Source organism: bacterium, assembly GCA_035307765.1.
Lineage (GTDB): Bacteria > Sysuimicrobiota > Sysuimicrobiia > Sysuimicrobiales > Segetimicrobiaceae > Segetimicrobium.
Genome location: DATGHU010000032.1, coordinates 37321 through 58482, shown reverse-complemented (window position 1 = coordinate 58482; position 21162 = coordinate 37321). Strand labels below are relative to the sequence as shown.

Below are 21162 nucleotides of genomic sequence, written 5' to 3'. Positions count from 1 at the left end.
GCCGCGAGCACACGCATCGGGATGGATCAGATCGAGCTAGAGGAGGGGGTGGTTGGGAATGCGTTTGAGAGGACGATGGATCCTCGCGGGGATCGTGGTGCTGCTGATCGCGGGGCTGGTGATCATTCCGGCCCAGACCATGCGGGTCGCGCTGTCTGCGGCGGAGCCGATCAAGACCGGCTGGGTTGGCCCCCTGTCGCCGCCGGGCGGGTACGCGGAAGGGGCGCTGATGAAGGATGCCGCCCAGATTGCGACCGACGAGATCAACGCTAAGGGCGGCGTGCTCGGCCGGCCGCTCAGCATCAGCTTTCAGGATACCCGTGGTCAGCCGGAAGAGGGAACGGCGGCCGCGCAGCGGCTGATCTCCCAGGAGCACGTGGTCGGCATCACCGGCGAGTTTCATAGCTCGGTGTTCCTCGCCGAGATGGAAGAGGCCCACAACGCCGGCATCCCGATCATCGCCGTGGACGTGTGGGCGCTGAAGATTACCGCCAAGGGATACCCGGAGGTCTTCCGGGTCGCCCCCAACCAGGCGCTGATCGCGTCCAAGTACGGCGACTGGATTGCGGCGGCCGGGTTCAAGAACGTGGCGGTCATCTACGAGAAGACGGACGGCGGGACGAGCGCCCGGGACGTCCTGCTGCCGACCCTGGACAAGCACCACGTCCACTACGATGTCGTCGGCGCCGATCTGAACGCGACGGAGTTCACCGCGCAGATCGAGCGGTTCAAGAGCCACACGCCGCCGTACGACTTCTTCATGAGCATCTACAGCGAAGCCGGCGCGTACCCGATGATCAGCCAGGCGTACAGCCTGGGGTTCGCGCCCTCGGCCCACACCGGCGTCGCCAACACGGGAGGCCCCGCGGTCGACCCCACGTTTTGGAAGAACGTGGGGGACGCCGGGAAATACCTGGTGACCGAGATCGTGGGCCTGCCCAAGACCGCGTGGAACGCCAAGACCAAGGCGTTCGTCGCGGCGTTCCAGAAGCGCTTCAACGAGGCCCCGTCGCCGCAGGCGATCGAGAACTACGACGCCCAGTGGATCCTGGCCGACGCGATCAAGCGCGCCAAGTCCACCGACGGGAAGGCGATCATCGCCGCGCTTGAGAAGACGCATTGGGTCGGCGGCCGCGGCCTGTACACGTTCTCGACCAGCCATACCCCCGACTGGGCGTACCACCAGTTCATGGGCGCACCGGTCGAGCTCGTGCAGTACGATAAGGCCGGCCAGGCGCCCGAGGATGCCCCGATTATCTGGCCGCGGAGCGTTGCCAACGTGAAATACATGTACATGAAGCCGATGAAGTGACCCGCGGTACGCTCCCGTAATCCCCCAATCGCTGGGGAGGACCGCACCCGCGGCGCTCGATGCCGAGCGGCGTGCGGCCTCCCCCGGTGGGGAGGATACCCCGCTGACCCGGTCATCTGAGTGCCGCCCGATCCGCCGCGCGTCCGCCATCGGCGCGCGCCGGGGCTCCGTCCCCGGGGTTCCCGCGCCGACGCGATATCGATAATGGACTACCTGTTTATCCAGGCCACCAACGGCGTGATCATCGGGATCATCTATGCGCTGATCGCCGTCGGGGTGACGTTGATCTTCTCCATTCTGAAGATCGTCAACTTCGCACACGGCGACCTCTACATGCTCGGCGGTTACTGCGCCTACTACGTGATCACGCTCCTGGGCGTGCCTCCGCTGCTCGCGCTCCCGGTGTCGATGGCGGCGATCTTCACGTTCGGGATCATCCTGGAACGGTCGTTGCTCACTCCTCTCTACAGCGAACGCACGGAACGGAAGGACGAATACGGGGTGATTGTCACCTTTGGCGTCGCGTTCGCTCTGCGCAACCTCGCCCTCATCGTGTTCGGCCCGTTCCCGCTCAGGCCGCCGTCGTTCGTCACGGGGATCCAGCGCGTCGGCAATCTGATCGTGACGAATGACCGGGTGTTCGCGGGAGGGGTGGGGCTGCTGCTGCTCTTCGCGCTCCTCTACTTCATGAACCGGACGATCTGGGGGCAGGCGCTGGACGCCGTCAGCCAGTCTCGGGACGCCGCGGCGATTGTGGGGATCAATCCGGGGCGCTTCAACTCGCTGGCGTATGCCGTCGGCGCCGCACTCGCCGCGGCCGCGGGGGCCCTGATCGCCCCGATCTTCTCGCTGGCCCCGGACATGGGGGCGCTGCCCAACGTTCAGGCGTACGTGATCGTGATCCTGGGGGGAATGGGCTCGGTGCTCGGCAGCATCATCGCCGGGATCGTCCTCGGCGAGTCCGAGGGCCTCTTCACCGCGTTCTTTCCCGACCCGACCCGTGCGCTGGCCTACACGAACGCGTTCGGGGTGCTGGTGCTCATGATCGTGCTGATCGTTCGCCCGACGGGCCTGTTCGGCCGGCGCCACACCCGGATGGAGTAGGGCGGTGCGGGGACTCCACATCTACATCCTGGTCGCCGCCTCGGTCCTATCGCTGGTGTACGGGCATCTCCTCAACCCGTACATGATGCACGTGGCCATCATTGCCATGATCTATGGGATCCTGGCGGGGAGCTGGTCCCTGCTGTCCGGGTACATCGGGCTGTATTCCCTCGGCCATATGGCGTTCGCCTCCGTGGGCGGGTACACCTCAGCCCTGCTGGTGCAGTGGACCGGCATCCCGATCCCGCTCGGCATGGCCGCAGGCGTGGCCCTCTGCTGCGCCCTGGGGGGCCTGATCGGCTGGGTCTGCCTGAGGATGAGCGGGCCGTACCTCGCGATTTTCACCCTGGCGTTCGCCGAAATCATCCGCATCACGTTCTCGACCGAAGACCAGGTGACCGCCGGCATGGCAGGGTTGCACACGGTGCCGATCTTCCACACCATTTCCCGGCTGCCCTATTTCTACACCGCCTTCGGGCTGCTCGTCTTCTCGCTCGCGATCATGGGGGGCATCGTGCGCTCCCGCTGGGGCCTGTTCTTTAGGGCGATCCGGGAGGACGAGCAGGCGGCGGCGGCGACCGGGGTCAATGTGGCCCTGTTTCGGATTCTGGCGTTTGCGATCGCCAGCGGGTTCGCGGGGCTCGCCGGGGGATTCTACGCCCACTACATCGGCATCCTGACCCCGAGCCTCGGCGCGCTCGATCTGATGGTCGTGGTCGTGGTGATGACCGTGATCGGCGGGATGGAGCGGCTGCCGACCGCCGTGGGCGGTGCGTTCGGGGTGGAGGTGCTGCAGGAGGTCCTGCGGGCGTACGGACAGTGGCGGCTCGTCCTCTTTGGAATCATTCTGCTCCTGACGATGCGCTTCGCCCGGAACGGGCTCTTGACCCCGCTTTGGCTGCAGTTTGTCCGGTTGGGCGAGGTGCGGGGAGCGCCGCCTGTCCCCCGGGACGTCGGTCGGGAAGGGTCTCGCGTATGACGGACACCCCGGCCCTCGTGCAAGGGGCGAAGCTGCACAAGCGCTTCGGGGGCATTGTGGCCGTCGATGCGGTCGAGCTCGCGGTGGGCGAGGGCGATCTGATTGGGTTGATCGGCCCGAACGGCTCCGGAAAGACCACCCTGATCAACCTGCTCACGGGGCACCTCGTGCCTGAAACCGGCGGGGTCTTCCTCCGCGGCCACCGGGTGAACGGGTTTCCGGCGCATCTCTTTGCGGCGCGCGGCGTGGCGCGAACGTTCCAGTTGACGCAGCTCTTCGGCCGGATGACCGTCCTCGAGAACATGCTCGTCCCCGGCCTGACGCGGCCGCGCTCCACCTGGGGCGCGGTGACGAAGCGCGCGAGGATGTATCTGGAGTTCTTGAACCTCGTGCACCTGGAGAGCCTGTACGCCAAGAATCTTTCCGGGGGCCAGCAGAAACTTCTTGAGCTGGGGCGGGCGCTGATGCTGGAGCCCACCGTGCTCTTCCTCGACGAGCCCTTCGCCGGAGTGCATCCCCACCTGCGCGATGAACTGATCAAGCGAATTCAAGAACTCCATCGGTCGGGACGGACCTTCGTCGTCGTCGACCACGACATGGAATCGATCCTGCGCATCGCGCGGCGGCTGGTCGTGATGGCCCGGGGGCGCAAGATCGCAGACGGGCCGCCCGACGTGGTGCGGGCGGATCAGACCGTGCTCGCCGCGTACTCGGGACTGTAGCGTGGAGACCGTCGCGGACGGGACGTCCGCCTGCCTGACCGGCCGAGGGTTGGTGGCGGGGTATCTCCCCGGCATCAACATCCTGCGGGGGGTGTCGGTGGATGCCGTGCGCGGACAGGTTCGGTGCGTGCTGGGGCCCAACGGTACGGGGAAATCGACGTTGCTGAAGGCGCTGTACGGGTTCCTCCCCCTCTCCGACGGCGAGGTTCTTCTGCAGGGCCGGTCTACGCGCGGGATCATGCCGCACGAGATGGGACGGCACGGCGTCGCCTATCTGCCGCAGCGGCCCAGCATCTTTCCGCACCTGGGGGTTGAAGTCAACCTCCGCCTGGGCGCCTGGCGGTACAAGGGTCAGCGGGAGCACGTCGCTGATCTCGTGCAGCGCGCGTTCGATCGGTTCCCCGTCCTGCGGGAGAAGCGGCGGCAGGCTGCGGGGACGCTCAGCGGCGGCCAGCAGCGGCAGTTGGAGATCGCCCGCAGCCTGATGCTCGATCCGATGGTGTTTCTGATCGACGAGCCGACGGCAGGGATCGAGCCGCGCGTGGCCGCGCTGATTTACGATCTGATCAAAGAGATCGCGCATCAGGACAAAGCCATCCTGCTGGTCGATCAGAACATCAAGCGGGCGCTGGACATCGCCGATTACGTCTACGTGATGCGCACCGGGACGATCCTGTCGGAGGGATCGCGGGAGGCGTTCGGCGGGGACACCGAAGCCCTGGTGGCCCGCTGGCTGTACGCGAGTGGGAACGTCTAGCGGCGCGAACGGGGCCCGCTGAAGGGCGCCGCGGCGCCGGCGCGGGCCGGTGGGATGCGATCGCGGGTCGTGCTGCTTGGGATCGACGGCTGCCCTCTTCAGCTGATCTCTCCGTCCGTCACCCCCTGCCTGTGGGGATTTCGTCCGACGGGCGCGCTCACGCTTGAGGGACGGGCCCCGCTGCCCTCGTCGACGTACCCCTGCTTCGGCGCCCTGCTCACCGGGTGCGCGCCCGATCGTCATACCGTCAGGACGACCGCCTCGCATCCGGGGGCGGTGCCCGGATGGGCCGGCGGGGCAACCGTCGCCGTGCCGACCCTGCTCGACGCGTGTCGGGCGGGCGGCCTGGGGGCCGCGGCGGTCCTGGGGGATCATCTGCTGCTCGCCGTGCTGAGGGCGGAGACCGCGTATCGCCATTGGCCCCCCGGGGGGCGCGTGCCTTCGGGGACCCCCCGTGACGCCCACGACTATCCGACCAATGAGGCGGTCCGGCCCCACCTGCTGGAGGCCGCCGTCGATCTGCGCTGCGCGCTCCTCTTCGGCCAACTCAACGAGGGCGATACGCTCGGCCACGACCTGGGGCCCGATGATCCCGCCACCCGTGCGTGTTACGCGCGGGCCGACGCCATCGTCGGCGAGGTCCTGGAGGTCCTGCGGCCGCGCTGGACGGACACCGTGGTGATCGCCGTCTCCGATCACGGCATGGAGGCCCGGACGGAACGGCCGCCGATCGACCTGCTGTCGATGCCCAAGATCTCCGCCCTCGTCGTGGACGCGGTGGGCGACGGGGGAGCGGCGGTCGTGCGGCTGCGCGATGGGGTCACCCCGCAGGACGCGGGGAGAGCTCTGCTGGAGGTCCCGGGGATCGCCGGGTGGAGCGGGGGAGGCGACGGCACGATCGTGGCCGAGGCCCACGGCGGATGGATCTTCTGCGCCCCCCGGCTTCCGGCGAGAGGATACCACGGCGGGCCGGCCACCGCCCGCACCTTCGCCGCGGTGACGGGTGGGCATCCGGCGGTTGCGGCGATTGCCCGGGCGGTCGCCGGCCGGTCCCCCCACTTGGTCGACTGGGCGCCCACGATCGCCCGCGTCCTCGGCGTTGATCTCTCCGCGGTCGACGGCCGGTCGCTGCTGGATGCGTGAGCCGGATGTGCCGGCCGGCTAGACCGTCGTCCGCTCGACCTCGGTGAGGCTGTCGTCCAGGATGGTCAGGGCCCGATCCAGTTCTTGTGGGGTGATGCTCAGCGGGGGAACGAGCGTGATGATATTGCCCATCGTGAGCTTGAAGCTTAGCCCGCGGGACAGGGCCGTGTACATCACCGCCTCCGCCTGCTCCGTTGCCCGCGCCTGGGGAGCATGGGAGTGATCCGTGACCAATTCGACGCCGAGGAGCAGGCCCAGACCGCGGACGTCCCCGATCAGCGGGTGCACCGCCTTCATGGCCCGCAGCCGGTCGAGTGCGGTGCGCCCCAGCGTGCGCGCGTGCGCCAGAAGCCCGTGGGTCTCGATGTACTCCAGCGTGGCCAGGGCCGCGGCGCAGGCGACGGGGTTTTTCTCGTGCGTGTAGTGACCCAACGCTCGATCGCCCGCGACGTCGAGGCCTGCCCGCGCGATCACCGCGGCGAGCGGCAGGATCCCTCCGCCCAGGCCCTTGCCGATCACCAGCATGTCCGGAACGACGCCGAAGTGTTCGCAGGCGAACATCGTCCCCGTCCGCCCCAGGGCGGTGGGGATCTCGTCGAGGATGAGCAGCGCCCCGTGCCGATCGCAGGCCCGGCGCACGGTTCGCCAGAAGTCCGGATGGGGGATGACGGGGGTGCTGCGGACGGTCTCCGCGATCACCGCCGCCACATCGCCTTCCTTCTCCAGCACGTACGCGATGTAGTCCGCGCACTTGAGATCGCAGCCGCCGCGGCGATGGCAGTCCCACGCGCAGCGATACGGATCGGGCGGCGGGACGTGCTCGGTGCCGGGGAGGAGGGGGCCAACGCCGCTCCGGAAAATCTCTTCCCCCCCCACGGAGATGGCATCAAGCGATGCGCCGTGGAAGGCATCCCACATCGAAATCGTCTTGTAGCGGCCGGTCGCGGCGCGCGCGAGCTTCAGGGCGATGCCGATCGCTCCCGTCCCCCCCGGGCAGAACAAGACCTTCTTGAGGTCGCCGGGCGCGAGGTCGGTGAGCTTCCTGGCCAGCGCGACGGCCGTCTCGTTGGTGTAGCGGCGGGTGCAGAAGGTGAGGGCGTCGAGCTGTGCCTTGATCGCGGCGATGACGGCCGGATTGGCAAACCCGACCTGGTGCACGTAGTTCCCGTGAAAGTCCAGATAGCGCCGTCCCTGCAGGTCCTCGATCCACGCCCCCTCGCATGCGCGGATCCCGTTGAGGCAGGGGGTGGAGAGCGACTGATGGAGAAAGTAGCGCGCGTCTGCCTCCAGCAGCGCTCGCGTCTCGGCATCGAGCGCCGCCGCTTGCCACTCGGTACGCCGGCGTGAGATGTTGAGATCGCCTTCAGATCGCAGACGCGAGACATCGCTCATACACACCTCCGCCGGATTCGCCGCGCCGCGGCGCGCGCACGCCGATGAGCTATTCTTCCCTGGCGAGGCGAGATCATGCCGTCATTGCTCGCCGGGATTGGCCGCGGCGGGGGCGGGATGGCGCCCTGGCGGCTCCAGGGCCCCCCGCACACCCCGGCGAACCCGGAAGAGGCGGAGGGACCCCCACATGGGCTTGCGGCATGTCACCGGCGGGCGTACGCCGCTGGTCGGTTGGCTGTTGATCGCGGTGCTTTGGGGGACGGCCGCGAGTCCGATGCCCGCACCGTCGTCGGGGATCCCAATCCGCCACGTGATCATCATCCTGAAGGAGAACCACACGTTCGACAACTACTTCGGCCAGTTTCCCGGCGCCGACGGAGCGCGGACGATCGGGATCGGGGGCGCCGGGCATGCGCCGCCTCGGGCCGAGGACCGGACCGGCGATATCAGCCATTCGTTCTCCGCGGCCCGACGGGCCTATGACGGGGGTCGGATGGACGGATTTCTTCCGGGCTCGTTTGCGCAGTATCGCGAGGGCGACATCCCGGAGTATTGGGCCTACGCGCGAGCGTTCGTGCTCTTCGATCGCTATTTCACCTCGGTGCGGGGACCCAGTACCCCCAACCACCTGTTCCTGGTCGCGGCGGACGCCGGCGGCGGCATCAGCAACCCCCGCGGCGTGCCGTACGACGAGCCCGCCTGCGCCGCGAAGGGCGCGGACATCACCGTGCTCACCCCCGGCGGCCAGACCCGGCGAGCGGCTCCGTGTTTTGACATCCCGACCGTGCCCAACCTGTTGGCGAACGCCGGCGTGAGTTGGAAGGGCTACGGATATTGGGCGATGGGCGCACTGTCCCGTATCTACCGTGACCCGGCCTTGCGTCAGCGGATGGTCGGCGAGGAGCGGTTCGTCGCCGACGTCCGGGCCGGCACGCTCCCGGCCGTCTCCTGGGTCTGGGGTGCGCGCAGCGAACACCCCCCGCAAAGCGTGTGCGACGGCGCGCAGTGGACGGCCGCGCAGGTCAACGCGGTGATGACCAGCGTGTACTGGCCCTCGTCCCTCATCATCATCACCTGGGACGACTGGGGCGGTTGGTATGACCACGTTCCCCCGCCGACGGTCGACCAGTTCGGGTTGGGCTTCCGCGTCCCTACGCTCGTGATTTCGGCGTACGCCCGGAAGGGGTTCGTCTCGCATCGGCAAACGGAGCACGCGTCCGTCCCGAAGACCCTGGAGGTCCTTTTCCACCTCCCGCCCCTTACGGACCGCGACCGAAGGGCCAACGATCTGCTGGACGGTCTCGACTTGGCGCAACCGCCGCGTGCGCCGGTCGTCGTGGCGAAGCGGCCCTGCCCGTAGCCGGGTGCCCCGCCGGACGAAGCCGCGACGCGTTCGAGGGAGCCCCCGGGCGTTCAGCGAACTCCCCACCAGGAGGCCCGACATGACTGGCGACGGCGCGGCGGCGGCAGCGGTCAACGGCGAGCGGCTCTGGGATGCGCTCATGACGATGGCGGAGGTGGGGCGCACCCCGGCGGGAGGCGTGCGGCGTCTCGCCCTCAGCGATGACGATCGCCGGGGGCGGGACCTCCTCATCGGGTGGCTGCGCGACGACGGGTGCGCGGTACGATTCGACGATCTCGGCAACATCTACGGGCGCTACCCGGGGACGGACCCGAACGCGGCGCCGGTGGTGTGCGGGTCCCACTTGGATACGGTGCCGACCGGAGGTCGGTTCGACGGGGTCCTCGGGGTCCTCGGCGCCCTGGAGGCGGTTCGGGCGCTGCGCGACGCGCGCGTGCGAATGCCGCGCCCGGTGGAGGTCGTCTGCTGGACCAATGAGGAGGGGGCGCGGTTCGCCCCGGCGATGCTCGCCAGCGGGGTCGTGTGCGGACGGTTCACCCTGGAGGAGGCGTACGCGGCCCGCGATGCCGACGGCCGCTCCTTCGGGGACGAACTCCGGCGGATCGGCTACCTCGGGTCCGCCGAGCACCGCATGCCGCCGGCGGCCGCCTACGTGGAACTGCACGTCGAGCAGGGGCCGATCCTGGAACGGGAGGGCGCGCAGGTCGGCGTCGTCGACGGGGTGGAGGGGATCGCCTGGGGGTGGGTGGAGGTGACCGGCCGGGCGGCCCACGCCGGACCGACTCCGCTGGAAGATCGCCGTGATGCGCTGGTCGCGGCGAGCCGCATCGTGCTCGGGCTCCGAGCGCTCGCCGCCGAGTTGCCAGGGGTGCGCACCACCGCGGGCCGGATCGAGGTCAGCCCCAACACGATCAACGTCGTGCCCGGCGTCGTTCGGGTGACGACGGACCTGCGGTCGCGCAGCCCGGAGGTTCTGGACACCGCCGCCCGCCGGCTCGAGGCGCTCTGCGCTGCCGTTGCCGTGGGGGACGGGGTCGAGGTGCGTGCCTCGGAATTCTGGCGAAGCCCTCCCACCGCGTTTCATCCCACCGTGACCGGCGCGGTGGCCGCTTCCGCTCAAGAACTCGGGTACTCGACTCGCCGGCTGTGGGCGGGCGCGGGCCACGACGCGAAGTACGTGGCGGACCGGTATCCCGCCGGGATGATCTTCGTGCCGAGCGCCGGCGGGCTCAGCCACAACGAAGCGGAATGGACGTCGAAGGACGACTGCGCGCGCGGTGCGGCCGTGCTGCTGGGGGCCGTCCGGCGGCTCGCCGGGGCGGCGTGATGGTGCGCCAGGCGCACCTGACGCGGCTGCGCGGGGGAGCCTTCGACGTGCTGGTGATCGGCGGGGGCATCACCGGCGCCGGCGTGGCCTGCGAGGCGGCCGCCCGCGGGCTGTCGGTTGCCCTGGTCGAGCGCGGCGACTTCGCCCACGGGACCAGCAGCGGGTCGACCAAGCTCATCCACGGCGGCCTTCGCTATCTGCCGATGCTGGATGTCGCGCAGGTGCGGGAGGGCTTGGAGGAACAAAATCGGCTCCTGTGCAACGCGCCCCACCTGGTCCGGCCGTTGCCGTTCGTGCTCCCCCTCTACCGGGGGGCGTCGCGCCCCCTGGGGCTGTCCCTCCCGCGCCCCCTGCGGGCCGGTCTTCCCCTCGGCCTGGCGTTTGGGCTGTGGGCGTACGACCGCCTGGCGGGCCGCATCGGCCCGCGCCGTCACCGCCGCCTGGCGCCGGCCGACGCCGCTGCGCTCGTGCCCGCGCTCCAGCGGGAAGGGCTGCGCCGCGCCTTTCTCTACTACGACGCTCAGACCGACGACGCGCGGCTGACGCTCGCGGTGTTGCGGACGGCGGTCTCGCACGGGGCGGTCGCCGCCAACTACGTGGAGGCCGTCGGCGTACGGATGGAGGCCGGCCGCTGTACCGGTGCGGACGTCGTCGATCGCCTCAGCGGCGTCCGTTCCGTGGTCTCCGCGCGAATGACGATCAACGCCGCGGGAATTTGGGCGGAAGCGGTCGCGGGCTTCGTCGCCCCCCCGACGTTTCGGATCCGGCGGGCCAAAGGTGTGCACATCGTGCTCCGCAGCGGTCGGCTGGGGATGCACCGAGCGGCCCTCGTGCTGCCGGAGACGGACGATGGCCGGGTCGCGTTCGTGGTGCCGTGGCAGGGCGCGCTGCTCGTGGGGACCACCGACACCGAATGGGGCCGCGCCGACGGCGCGCCGCCTGTGGGGCGGGACGATGTCGCCTACCTGCTCGACCACGCCGCGCGGTTTCTCACGGTCCCGCTCCCGGGGGGCGAAATCCTCGGCGCATTCGCCAGCCTCCGGCCGCTGGTCAGCATCGGAGGCCGGTCGAGCGCGCACCTCTCGCGGCGCCACGAGGTGGTGCGGTCGGCGGAGGGGTTCTACTCGATCATCGGCGGCAAGCTCACGACCTATCGGCGGATGGCCGAGGATGTGATGAACGCCGCGACCGGCCGCCGGGCCGGGACGCCGTCTCGCACCCGCACTCTCCCTTTGATCGGGGCCGCCGAACTACGACAGGTGCTGCCCGACCTGCGGGACCGCGCCCGGCGGCTGCGGCTCCCGCGGCGAACGTGGCTGCATCTGATCCGGACCTATGGGACCGAGGCCGCGCGGGTGTGCGACCTGGTCGCGGAACGCCCGGCGCTCGGCACACCGCTGGCGGAGGGGTGTCCCCATATCGGCGCGGAGGTGGTGATCGCGGCCCGCCACGAGATGGCCGTGATGCTCGAGGACGTGCTGCTCCGACGGACGCGCCTCGCGCACCTGCTCCCGCAGCAGGGGGTGGAGATCGCGGCGAAGGTGGCGGCGCTGATGGGGGACGAGCTGGGGTGGCCCACCGATTCGCGGGCGGACCGGGTGGCGGAGTACGCGCGCGCGGCGTCCCGGCTGGCGGCGCCCGGGGTGGGGATCCCGGCGGGGGCCGCGCGTCCCGCGGGCGGTGTGCCGGATGCCGGTCGGAGCAGAGGAGGCATGCGATGAAAGCGGTCATGAAGACCGAACGGGGGCCGGGTCACGTCGAGTTGCGGGAGGTTCCCGAGCCCGAGCCGGGTGCGGGGCAGGTCCGGATCGAGGTCGTCGCGGCGGGGATCTGTGGAACGGACATCCACATCTTCCGCGAGGAGTTCCCGAGCCGGCCTCCGGTGATTCTCGGACACGAGTTCAGCGGCCGGATCGATCGGGTCGGCCCGGGCGCGGAAGGATTGGCTCCCGGCGATCCCGTCGTGGCCGCGACGGCGGCCGTGCGCTGCGGCCGGTGCCGGTACTGCCTGACCGGCAACGTCCTGATGTGCGAGCGCCGGCTTTCCATCGGACACGGCGTGGACGGAGCGTTCGCCCGGTACGTCGTCGTGCCGGCCGAGATGGTCCACCCCATCCCGCACGGAGTCGATCTCCGGCACGCCGCCCTTACCGAGCCGCTGGCGGTGGCCGTTCACGCGGTGATCGAGCGATCGCGTGTCGCGGCCGGTGACACGGTGCTCGTGAGCGGGGTCGGTCCGATCGGCCTGCTCGTGCTTCAGGTGGCCCGCGCGGAAGGCGGGCGGGTCATCGCCGCCGGGACCGCCCGAGATGCGCGGAGGCTCGAGTTGGCCCGCCGGCTCGGCGCCGAGGTGACGGTCGATGTGGACGCGGTGGATTTGCCGGAGGCGGTCCGGGAGTGGACCCGTGGGGCCGGGGTGGACGCGGCGTTCGAGTGCGCGGGGGCTGCTCGGTCGCTCGACGCGTGTCTCGGGGCGCTGCGGCGCCTCGGCACCCTGGTGCAGGTGGGGCTGATGGGGCGGCGGATCGAGTGCGACTACGAGCAGGTGGCCATGCACGAGCTGCTCGTCGTCGGGACCTACGGGTCCTCCTTGATGTCGTGGCCCCGGGCCCTCGCGCTGCTGTCCCAGGGCCGCGTCGAGGCCGCGCCGCTCATCTCGGACGTGCTGCCGCTCGCGGCGTGGGAGGAGGGGTTCCGCAAGACGGCGGCCCAGGAGTCGATCAAGGTCCTCCTCGACCCCCAGGCCTGACCGGGGGGCGCCTCACATGTGTCCGAACGGCGGCTGCGTAGAAAGGGGGCATGCCGCCGATGTCTGGCCGGGCCGCCGATCGACGCCGAGATGGGATTGTCGCGTTGGCCCGCGAGCGCATCCGGATCCCCGCGACGAACATGGACCGGCCGGCCGCCCAGCGGAGCCGCGGCGGGACGGGAGGATCCCTGATCTCACGGCGAGTCAGGGGGGCGGCGAGGCGTGCAAGAGTTTCCCTCGGAGGCCGCGAACGGACAGAAGACATGGCGCCGGGCCATGGAGGTGACCGATGTTCACGGCGTTCGTGATGATCCAGGCCGAGCGGCGGCGTATGCAGGACGTCGCACGGAGAATGGCGGAGATCGCCGGGGTCGAGGAGGTGTACTCGGTCACCGGAGACTGGGACATCATCGCCGTGCTGCGGCTCAAGGAGTACGACGATCTCGCCGAGATCGTGACCGGCAAAATGCGGGAGATCCCGGGGATCGTTCGGACGAACACCCACCTCGCCTTCCGGGCGTTTCCTCAGTCGCTGCTTGATCGGTCGTTTTCGGTCGGGCTCGAAGAAGAGGGGAAAGGCCCGGGGCCGGCGGCCGGTTCGTAATCGCGCGTCCGATTTGAGAGGGGAGAGAGAGATGGTGAGCCAGATCCCCGCCGCCCTCAGCGCCAACCAACTGGTGAGCATGCTCCGAACGATGCGCACGATTCGGCAGTTCGATCTGCGGGCCCTGGAACTCTACCGGGAGGGGGCGATGCGCGGATCGACCCATCCCTACATTGGGATGGAGGCGGTGGCGGTGGGCGCCTGCGCCGCGCTTCGCCCCACCGACCGGATCACCAGCACCCACCGCGGCCACGGGCACTGCCTGGCCAAGGGCGGGGATCCGCGCCGCATGATGGCCGAACTGCTGGGGAAAGCCACAGGCTACTGCAAAGGCAAAGGCGGGTCGATGCACATCGCCGACCTCGACGCGGGGATCCTCGGCGCGAACGGGATCGTGGGCGGCGGCATCGGCCTCGCCACCGGCTCGGCGTTGGCCGCCCAACTGGCGCGGCGTGATGACGTCACGCTCTGCTTCTTCGGCGACGGCGCCCTGAACCAGGGCATTCTGCACGAGTCCGCCAACCTGGCGGCGATCTGGAAGCTCCCGGTCGTCTACGTCTGCGAGAACAACCAGTACGCGATGTCGGCGCGCGCCGATAAGTTCACATCGGTCCCCGATCCGGCGGTTCGCGCGACGGCCTACGGGTTCCCGGGAGTGGGTTGCGACGGCATGGACGCCCTGGCCGTGCACCGGGCGGTGGCCGACGCCGTGTCCCGCGCCCGGGCGGGAGAGGGGCCGTCGCTGGTCGTGTGCACCACGTACCGGTTCTTTGGCCACCACGTGGGCGACCCGCTCAACTACCGCGATAAGGCCGAGGTCGAGATCTGGCGCGCCCGCGATCCCATCGCGCGGCTCGAGCGGGATGTGATTGCGCGAGGGATCCTCTCCGCCGAACAGGCCGCGGCGATTGAGGCGGCGGTGACCGAGGAGATCGAGGCGGCCGTCGCGTTTGCGAAGACCAGCCCCGAGCCCGAGGTGAGCGCGCTGATGGAGGACGTGTACGCATGAGCAGCCCAGCGACCCAGACCACCCCCGCCCTCGCGGCACGACTGCTCACCTACGCGGAGGCGCTCAACGAGGCGTTGCGCGAAGAGATGCGGCGGGACCCCCGGGTGTTTGTGATGGGGGAGGACGTGGCGGTGTGGGGCGGCGGGGGAGTCTTCGGCGTCACCCGGGGCCTGGTGGAGGAGTTCGGGCCGCAGCGGGTGCGGGACACGCCGATTTCCGAGGAGGCGATCGCGGCGCTGGCCGTGGGCGCCGCGGTGGCGGGGGCCCGCCCGGTCGCCGAGTTCATGTACGCGGACTTCATGGGGTTGGCGATGGAGCCGATCGTCAATCAGGCGGCCAAGATCAGGTACATGTTTGGCGGGAAGGCGCGGGTCCCGGTCGTGTTCCGGGCCCAGGAGGGCGCGGGGCGGGGGAATGCCGCGCAGCACTCGCAGTCGCTTGAGGCCTGGTTCTGCCACATCCCGGGGCTCAAGGTGGTCACCCCGAGCACCCCCGCCGACGCCAAAGGGCTCCTGATCAGCGCGATCCGCGACGACAATCCCGTGGTCTTCCTGGAGCACAAGATCCTCTACAACACCAAGGGGCCCGTTCCCGCCGGCGAGTACACGGTGCCGCTGGGCGTGGCGGAGATCAGGCGCGAAGGGCGGCACGCGACGTTTGTCGGGATTCACACGATGGTTCACAAAGCGCTCGCCGCCGCGGAGATCCTCGTCAAGGAGGGCATCGAACTCGAGGTGATCGACCCCCGGACGCTCGTGCCCTTTGACCTGGACGCCGTCCTCGCCTCGGTCCGGAAGACCGGCCGGCTGGTGGTGGGGCATGAGGCCCACGAGCGCTGCGGGATCGGCGCGGAGATCATCACCCAGGTCGTCGTCGCCGCGTTTGACGCGCTCGACGCCCCCCCCATCCGGGTGTGCGGTGAGAACGTCCCCATCCCGTACAACGCGCGCCTCGAGGATGCCGCGCTCCCCCAGGTCCCGGATATCGCCGCCGCGGTCCGCCAGGTAGTCTCCTGATGGCGACCGAGGTGGTGCTTCCGAGGCTGGGGCTGACCCAGGAAGAGGGGACCGTGGTGCGGTGGCTGAAGCCGGAGGGCAGCCAGGTCAGGAAGGGGGAGCCCCTCTTCGAGGTGATGACCGATAAGGCCACCCTTGAGGTCGAGGCGCCCGCATCCGGGATGCTGCTGCGCGTGTTCGTCGCGGAGGGCGGCACCGTCCCCGTCGCCACCCCCATCGCCGTGATCGGCGAGCCCGGGGAGGCGGTGGCGGCTCCGCCCTCGCCGGTCGCCGCACCGGGGGGAGTGAGGATCCCGACGGGGGCGGCGGGATCGTTGGGAACCACACGGGCGGCGGAGGCCGGCGCCCCCCCGCTCCATCCGGAGGGTGGCGGACGCGCAAAGATCTCTCCCCGGGCCCGGGCGCTGGCCGAGGCGCACGGCGTGGACGCGCGTGCACTCGTCGGCACCGGGCCGGGCGGGCGGATCATCGAGCGCGACGTGCAGACGGCCGTCGCCGCCCGCTCCGCCGCCCCCACCGCCGAGGCGATCCGCCCCACTCCCCCGCTGCAACCCTCCACGCTCGGGGACGCCGCCGCACCGTCCGCCCCCGCCGCGGCGAAGATGCGCGCGATCATTGCCCGCCGGATGCTGGAAAGCCTGCAGACCACGGCCCAACTGACCCTGACGACTGAAGTGGACATGGACGAGGCCGTGCGGCTGCGCAGCGAGGTGGGGCAGGAGCTCGAGCGACGCGAGGGCGTCCGGGTGACGTATACGGACCTCATCGTGCGCGCGGCGGCCGTCGCCCTCCGCGAACATCCCCGGATCAACGCCCTCTGGGAAGGCGAGGGCGTCCGGGTGCTCCCCGAGATCCACATCGGGGTCGCCGTCGCCCTTGGCGAGGGGCTGGTCGTGCCGGTGGTGCGCCATGCCGACCGGGCGACGCTCGGGCAGATCTCCGCTGCGGTCCGCGATCTCTCGGAGCGTGCCAAGGCCAGCCGGCTGCGGCCGGAGGAGATGCAGGGGGGGACGTTTACCGTCACCAACCTGGGGATGTTTGACGTCGACGCGTTTACCCCGGTGCTCAATCCCCCCGAAGCGGGCATTCTCGGCGTGGGCCGCCTTCACCGAAGGCCGGTCGCGGTGGGCGACCGGATCGAGGTGCGATCGCTGATGGTGCTCTCGTTGACGTTTGACCACCGGGTTATCGACGGCGCTCCTGCCGCGCAGTTCCTGCAGCGCGTGAAATTCATTCTCGAGCACCCCTACGTGTTGCTGCTGCCCTGACCGCCCCGGCGATCCGCCCGGGCACGGGGGACGACGTCCCGCGCCTCTGGCGGATCTTCTACGACACCGAGTACCAAGGGCGCCCATCCCCGCCTCCGCGCACGCCGGTCCCGCCGTACTTCCGGCACGAGGTCGAGGCGGGTCGGGTCTGGATCGCGGAAGTGGCCGGAGAGGCCGTTGGATTCGCCGCGCTGTTCCTGCGGAGCGACATCGGGTTTCTCAGCGACCTCTTCGTCGACCCCCGCCACCAATCGCTCGGCATCGGCCGGCGGCTCCTGGACCGGCTCCTGTCGGGAGGCGCGCGCTGCTATTGTGCGCTGAGCTCGAGCGACCCCCGTGCCCTATCGCTGTACGTGCGTGCGGGGATGCGTCCGCGGTGGCCGCACTACCAGCTGACCGCAACGGTCGACGGGCTGCGCGGCACCTCGCCCTCCGGCGTCAGCATCCTCGCGGCGGCCCCGAACGATGGGGAGATCCTGGAGTGGGACGGCCGGATCGGCGGACGGGAGCGGCCCGAGGATCACGCATTCTGGCGCGCGGCCTTCGGGGCCACCCCGGTCTGGGTGCGGCGCCGGGGCACGACGATCGGGTACGCGTACGTCCGAATCGGCCGGTCCGCCGCCGACACGCACCCGAGCGTCATGCTCGGGCCGATCGGCGCCGACTCGCCGCCCGACGCGGCCGACTGCGTGGCCGCGCTGGTGATGTGGGCCCGCGAGCAGGGCGAGGCGGTGAAGGTCGCGATTCCGGGTCCGCACCCGGCGCTCCCCCACCTGCTGGCGGCGGGCTTTCGGATCCGGTACGCGGAGACATTTGTGTCCTCCTGTTCGCATCCCTTCTGCGACCCAACGACCTATGCCCCCGGAGCGGGGCTGGAGGGCAGTACGTTCTTCTAGGGAGGCTGCCGGGGTCGTGCCCCGTTTGGGGTTGCCGCGAAAATCCCATCCGCCCCTGCGGGAGACTTCGGGGTCAAAGGTCGTTGGGGGGCGTTGGGCAGCCCCGCAGGAGGGGGTGTCGGCGCCGGAGGGGTGCTAGAATAGGCGTACGGCGATGCGATTCCGTCCGGAGATTGATTACTACGAGATCCTCCAGGTGCACCCTCGGGCATCCCAGGAGATGGTGAAGAAGGCGTATCGCACGCTGATGGGAGAGATGGGTGGGCATCCCGACCTCGGGGGAGACGTGGAACGAGCGAAGCTGATTAACGAGGCCTACGCCGTCCTCGGCGACCCCGAGGTGCGTCGCGGTTACGACGACGCCCGGACCCGATCCGGCCCGGGGGGATCGACCGGGGCAGCCCGTACCGTCGGCGGGGGCACGGGGTCGATGGGCGAGGCATTGGAGCGCCTGACGGGAACGGCGTCGAAGGTATTGCTTTCAGCGGCGGTGATCGCGGTGGGGGTGACCGTCGCCCGCCTCCTGCGCAGCCCGACCCTGGATCTAGCGGATCTTCTCGTGCTGGTCTTCGCCCTCCTGCGGATCTGGCGCCAGGTGTCGTCGTTGGAGCGAACCTAGCCACCGGTCGATTGCCCCGAGGGCGGGCCGGGATGAGGGGAAGAGAGGGCACTCGGATGGACGTGCTGGCGGTTGGAGACGAGGTAGACGAGCGACTCCTGGGGGAGAACCTGTCGGAGAAGTTTGGCGGTGTGCGCCTCATCCTCTCCTGTGGTGACCTTGCGCCCGAGTATCTTGAAGCCCTCGTCGACAGGTTCCAGGCCCCGCTCCTCTACGTGCGCGGCAACCACGACGTCCGGTACCGCGACGCCCCCCCGCCCGGCGACAACATCCACGGCCGCGTCGTGACGGTGGGAGGTCTGAGGATTCTCGGGTTCGAGGGCTCGCCCTGGTACAACGGGGAGGGCATTCAGTACACGGAGCGGCAGATGTGGTGGCGGGTCGCGGCGGCCCGCCCGGCCGTGTGGCGAGCGCGGGGGGTCGACATCGTCCTCACGCACACCCCGCCGTTCGGGATCCACGATGGCCGTGACGTTTGTCACACCGGCTTCAAGACCTTTCGGGGGCTGGTCGACGCGTTTCGGCCGCGGTACTTCATTCACGGACACAACCACCTTTCGTACGTGCCGATGGCAAGCCGGGTCACCATCTCCGGTGAGACCCAGGTCGTCAACGCCTTTCGCTCCGTCCTCCTCCCCGTGGGCGCACCCGTCCCGGTGTCCGTGTGACCGGCCGCGACCGGACCCGGATGACGACGACGTTCAAAGAGTTCGAAGAGGCGCAGCGCGCTCGCGGGGCGTTGACGGCACGGCCGCTCGGGGTGATCCAAGTTCCCGTCGACGAGATCGTCGGCAGCGTGGGCCGCGCCCGCTATTTTCCCCGCGGCCTCCGTTCGGGCGCCGGACTCACACCCTCGCGCGTTCGGCGATTGGTGGCGGCGCTCGACCATGGGGAGGTGCTGCCCGCCGTCGTGCTCTACCGCCTCGGCCACGATTACTACATCGTCGATGGGCACCACCGGGTCGCGGCGGCGCGGCTGGCCGGGCAACAGGACGTCGATGCTGAGGTCGTGGCGTACTTGCCCGAGGGCCATCGTCCCGAGGATGTGATCGCACGCGAGCGTGTGCTCTTCGAACACCGCACGGGCATTACCACGATCGTGCTGCACGAGATGGGGCAGTACCCGAAGCTGGTCCGGTGGATCGATGACTACCGGCGCCAGCGGGGTGGATCCCTCCGGAGCGCGGCGCGGGAGTGGTACACAAAGGTCTATCTGCCCACGGTGGACGAGCTTCGCACGCGGCACCTCCTGCGCGCGTTTCCGGACCGGTCGCTGGGAGACCTGTTCGTGTACCTCGCGGACCACAAATGGATCATGAGCAAGGCGGCGGGGAGAGACATCGGCATCCCGGCCGCCGTGGAGAGCTTCGCCCGGTACGTGACCTCGAGCCGGGGACCGCGGGGGTTTGCGCGCTGGCTGAGCAGCTTGGCCGGCGTGGTCGGGCATGCGCGCCGGAGGATCGCCGCGGGGCCAACCCGCCGCCGGCGTTCGGCCGCCGACTCGCGCTGACCGCGCCCGAAATCGCACCACCGCTCGCGATCCCGTCGGGGCGCGGCCGAGCTGCTTTCGGTTTCTCTCACCCCTCTTGGAGCGGTCCCAACTCCTGTCGCCCGATGAGTGGGCAGAACGGGGAGCCCCGTCCGCCCATCCGGTGGAGCTGACCTATACCGCGCTGTCCGCCACGCTGCCAACGCCCGGCGCGTCGTGCTTCCCCTCAGCCTTCCTGCGCGGCCCGGGCTGGGTCCCTGTCGAGGCTCCCCCCCAGCGCTGCGGCGGGGGTGGTGTCTTACCGTTTGCGGCGCACAGCGGACGACCGGCACCGGCACGGCGAAGCGGCCGTACCACGAAACCCTCTGGGGTCAGACCGCGATGGGCGCACGGTGGGATCGATCCGGCGGGTCCCCGCTAGCGGACTTGGAACGAGAGCAACTCACTGGACTTCCCCGCGACCGCCCCCCAATACTCGGGTGTGATCCACGAAATCTTCACGTAACTCTTCACCCGCGGGGCATACCAGACGAGGAAATCACCACAAAGGTTCTGGGTCTGGTTGCACTGGCTCCCTTTGATGCGAAACGCATCAAACGTTCCCGCCGGAACCGTCACCGCCTCGTACGCGTCGACGACCGACGAGGTGATGAACTGATCCGTGCCCCCGGCGTTGTTGCGCGCCGGGCCCTCGGTGGAGAAGGACCACCGTTCGTTCATCCGCAGCGGCCACTGGAAGCGGGCATACCAGCTCGGGGAGAAATCGAAGCCGACCTGAAACGTGCTGACGTTCGGCCCGCTGTGATCCTCCAGCGTATAATGATCGGGAGCCACCTCGCGGACCGTAAAGGTGAACGACCCCCCATCGGTCCCCATGTATGTCCAGGTATCCTCCACCGCCCACACCGGCCGCTGGGCCACGGGGGCGGCAGACTGCCCGAAGGATGGCGTGGGCGACGCTCCCAGCGCCGTTGCGAGGACGATGACGAGCAACCACCGCGGCATTGTGCGCACTCACCTTTCCACGCGCTTCTTTCCCTGGTGTCCGCCTGGATTCCTGGATGCGGGGGTGCGGTGAGCGAGGGTGGGCAAAGTTTTTGGGGCCTGGAGGAGGCCGACCAGCGGCAATCGGCGCTCCCCACAAGCCCCCGAGGACGTGGTAGTACAATGCATGTGTATGCCCCAAAACGTCGGGGCTTAGACGATGCCCCCGCGCTTCCACCACGCGGATTGGACCTGAAGTCCCCTTAAATTTGATGACGCCAAAGAAGAACTTCGCGCCAGCCTCGCTTGCGGACCGATGTCAGATTCTCCCAACGAAATTTACTCAGCCGCATCTTGTGAAGAACAACTCTGTGCAGTTCGAGCGCACGTTCGCAAGGAATCTCGCATTGTGGCCGGAGAATCTGTCAT

Annotated in this window: 20 protein-coding genes; 18 read left to right on the top strand and 2 right to left on the bottom strand. The window is 69.6% G+C overall.

Features of this window, described 5'->3' with window-relative positions; translation table 11 throughout:
• Window positions 1-58 precede the first annotated feature (58 nt).
• From VKV57_10130 to VKV57_10105, 6 genes are all read left to right on the top strand, one after another.
• Window positions 59-1312, top strand: a complete 1254-nt coding sequence (locus VKV57_10130; protein ID HLW60262.1) for an ABC transporter substrate-binding protein — start codon at window positions 59-61, stop codon at window positions 1310-1312.
• A gap of 204 nt (window positions 1313-1516) precedes the next feature.
• Window positions 1517-2416 carry a branched-chain amino acid ABC transporter permease gene (locus VKV57_10125; GenBank protein ID HLW60261.1) on the top strand — a complete coding sequence of 300 codons (900 nt, stop codon included), beginning with the start codon at window positions 1517-1519 and terminating at the stop codon, window positions 2414-2416.
• A gap of 4 nt (window positions 2417-2420) precedes the next feature.
• Window positions 2421-3395: a branched-chain amino acid ABC transporter permease gene (locus VKV57_10120; protein ID HLW60260.1), complete on the top strand. Its 975-nt coding sequence runs from the start codon at window positions 2421-2423 to the stop codon at window positions 3393-3395.
• The gene (locus VKV57_10115; GenBank protein ID HLW60259.1) at window positions 3392-4117 is read left to right on the top strand and encodes an ABC transporter ATP-binding protein; all 726 of its coding nucleotides are present in this window, start codon (window positions 3392-3394) and stop codon (window positions 4115-4117) included. Before VKV57_10120 ends, VKV57_10115 begins: the two co-directional genes overlap by 4 nt.
• A gap of 1 nt (window position 4118) precedes the next feature.
• Complete coding sequence (locus tag VKV57_10110; GenBank protein ID HLW60258.1) at window positions 4119-4874, top strand: ABC transporter ATP-binding protein; 756 nt, start codon at window positions 4119-4121, stop codon at window positions 4872-4874.
• 54 nt (window positions 4875-4928) lie between these two features.
• Window positions 4929-6017, top strand: coding sequence for an alkaline phosphatase family protein (locus VKV57_10105; protein ID HLW60257.1), 1089 nt, complete (start codon window positions 4929-4931; stop codon window positions 6015-6017).
• 18 nt (window positions 6018-6035) lie between these two features.
• On the opposite strand, the gene VKV57_10100 is transcribed toward VKV57_10105, so the two are convergent.
• Entirely contained in the window at window positions 6036-7409 is a 1374-nt protein-coding gene (locus tag VKV57_10100) for an aspartate aminotransferase family protein (protein ID HLW60256.1), read from the bottom strand.
• A 187-nt stretch (window positions 7410-7596) separates the two neighbouring features.
• On the opposite strand from VKV57_10100, the gene VKV57_10095 reads away from it, so the two are divergent.
• The 12 genes from VKV57_10095 (at window position 7597) to VKV57_10040 (ending at window position 19770) form a co-directional block, all read left to right on the top strand.
• Window positions 7597-8769: an alkaline phosphatase family protein gene (locus tag VKV57_10095; protein ID HLW60255.1), complete on the top strand. Its 1173-nt coding sequence runs from the start codon at window positions 7597-7599 to the stop codon at window positions 8767-8769.
• An 82-nt stretch (window positions 8770-8851) separates the two neighbouring features.
• Window positions 8852-10099, top strand: coding sequence for a Zn-dependent hydrolase (locus VKV57_10090; GenBank protein HLW60254.1), 1248 nt, complete (start codon window positions 8852-8854; stop codon window positions 10097-10099).
• The gene (locus VKV57_10085; protein ID HLW60253.1) at window positions 10099-11820 is read left to right on the top strand and encodes a glycerol-3-phosphate dehydrogenase/oxidase; all 1722 of its coding nucleotides are present in this window, start codon (window positions 10099-10101) and stop codon (window positions 11818-11820) included. Before VKV57_10090 ends, VKV57_10085 begins: the two co-directional genes overlap by 1 nt.
• Window positions 11817-12848, top strand: coding sequence for a zinc-binding dehydrogenase (locus VKV57_10080; protein ID HLW60252.1), 1032 nt, complete (start codon window positions 11817-11819; stop codon window positions 12846-12848). The genes VKV57_10085 and VKV57_10080 overlap by 4 nt, the downstream gene beginning before the upstream one ends.
• Window positions 12849-13137: 289 nt before the next feature.
• Window positions 13138-13452 (top strand): Lrp/AsnC ligand binding domain-containing protein, encoded by a 315-nt coding sequence (locus tag VKV57_10075; GenBank protein HLW60251.1) that lies wholly within the window; start codon window positions 13138-13140, stop codon window positions 13450-13452.
• A 79-nt stretch (window positions 13453-13531) separates the two neighbouring features.
• The gene (locus VKV57_10070; protein HLW60250.1) at window positions 13532-14461 is read left to right on the top strand and encodes a thiamine pyrophosphate-dependent dehydrogenase E1 component subunit alpha; all 930 of its coding nucleotides are present in this window, start codon (window positions 13532-13534) and stop codon (window positions 14459-14461) included.
• Window positions 14458-15477: an alpha-ketoacid dehydrogenase subunit beta gene (locus VKV57_10065; GenBank protein HLW60249.1), complete on the top strand. Its 1020-nt coding sequence runs from the start codon at window positions 14458-14460 to the stop codon at window positions 15475-15477. The genes VKV57_10070 and VKV57_10065 overlap by 4 nt, the downstream gene beginning before the upstream one ends.
• Window positions 15477-16745 carry a dihydrolipoamide acetyltransferase family protein gene (locus tag VKV57_10060; GenBank protein HLW60248.1) on the top strand — a complete coding sequence of 423 codons (1269 nt, stop codon included), beginning with the start codon at window positions 15477-15479 and terminating at the stop codon, window positions 16743-16745. Before VKV57_10065 ends, VKV57_10060 begins: the two co-directional genes overlap by 1 nt.
• Complete coding sequence (locus VKV57_10055; protein ID HLW60247.1) at window positions 16706-17641, top strand: GNAT family N-acetyltransferase; 936 nt, start codon at window positions 16706-16708, stop codon at window positions 17639-17641. The genes VKV57_10060 and VKV57_10055 overlap by 40 nt, the downstream gene beginning before the upstream one ends.
• Before the next feature lie 154 nt (window positions 17642-17795).
• Entirely contained in the window at window positions 17796-18260 is a 465-nt protein-coding gene (locus VKV57_10050; GenBank protein HLW60246.1) for a J domain-containing protein, read from the top strand.
• Window positions 18261-18316: 56 nt separating this feature from the next.
• Window positions 18317-18928, top strand: a complete 612-nt coding sequence (locus VKV57_10045; GenBank protein ID HLW60245.1) for a metallophosphoesterase — start codon at window positions 18317-18319, stop codon at window positions 18926-18928.
• Entirely contained in the window at window positions 18925-19770 is an 846-nt protein-coding gene (locus VKV57_10040; GenBank protein HLW60244.1) for a DUF4032 domain-containing protein, read from the top strand. The genes VKV57_10045 and VKV57_10040 overlap by 4 nt, the downstream gene beginning before the upstream one ends.
• Window positions 19771-20166: 396 nt before the next feature.
• On the opposite strand, the gene VKV57_10035 is transcribed toward VKV57_10040, so the two are convergent.
• The gene (locus tag VKV57_10035) at window positions 20167-20754 is read right to left on the bottom strand and encodes a hypothetical protein (GenBank protein ID HLW60243.1); all 588 of its coding nucleotides are present in this window, start codon (window positions 20752-20754) and stop codon (window positions 20167-20169) included.
• Between the last annotated feature and the right edge of the window lie 408 nt (window positions 20755-21162).

Coding starts and splice junctions, on each gene's coding strand:
- VKV57_10095 (HLW60255.1), top strand. CDS start 7,597: ATGGGCTTGCGGCATGTCACCGGCGGGCGTACGCCGCTGGTCGGTTGG.
- VKV57_10035 (HLW60243.1), bottom strand. CDS start 20,754: ATGCCGCGGTGGTTGCTCGTCATCGTCCTCGCAACGGCGCTGGGAGCG.
- VKV57_10050 (HLW60246.1), top strand. CDS start 17,796: ATGCGATTCCGTCCGGAGATTGATTACTACGAGATCCTCCAGGTGCAC.
- VKV57_10105 (HLW60257.1), top strand. CDS start 4,929: ATGCGATCGCGGGTCGTGCTGCTTGGGATCGACGGCTGCCCTCTTCAG.
- VKV57_10085 (HLW60253.1), top strand. CDS start 10,099: ATGGTGCGCCAGGCGCACCTGACGCGGCTGCGCGGGGGAGCCTTCGAC.
- VKV57_10070 (HLW60250.1), top strand. CDS start 13,532: ATGCTCCGAACGATGCGCACGATTCGGCAGTTCGATCTGCGGGCCCTG.
- VKV57_10080 (HLW60252.1), top strand. CDS start 11,817: ATGAAAGCGGTCATGAAGACCGAACGGGGGCCGGGTCACGTCGAGTTG.
- VKV57_10065 (HLW60249.1), top strand. CDS start 14,458: ATGAGCAGCCCAGCGACCCAGACCACCCCCGCCCTCGCGGCACGACTG.
- VKV57_10130 (HLW60262.1), top strand. CDS start 59: ATGCGTTTGAGAGGACGATGGATCCTCGCGGGGATCGTGGTGCTGCTG.
- VKV57_10125 (HLW60261.1), top strand. CDS start 1,517: ATGGACTACCTGTTTATCCAGGCCACCAACGGCGTGATCATCGGGATC.
- VKV57_10045 (HLW60245.1), top strand. CDS start 18,317: ATGGACGTGCTGGCGGTTGGAGACGAGGTAGACGAGCGACTCCTGGGG.
- VKV57_10090 (HLW60254.1), top strand. CDS start 8,852: ATGACTGGCGACGGCGCGGCGGCGGCAGCGGTCAACGGCGAGCGGCTC.
- VKV57_10115 (HLW60259.1), top strand. CDS start 3,392: ATGACGGACACCCCGGCCCTCGTGCAAGGGGCGAAGCTGCACAAGCGC.
- VKV57_10100 (HLW60256.1), bottom strand. CDS start 7,409: ATGAGCGATGTCTCGCGTCTGCGATCTGAAGGCGATCTCAACATCTCA.
- VKV57_10075 (HLW60251.1), top strand. CDS start 13,138: ATGTTCACGGCGTTCGTGATGATCCAGGCCGAGCGGCGGCGTATGCAG.
- VKV57_10060 (HLW60248.1), top strand. CDS start 15,477: ATGGCGACCGAGGTGGTGCTTCCGAGGCTGGGGCTGACCCAGGAAGAG.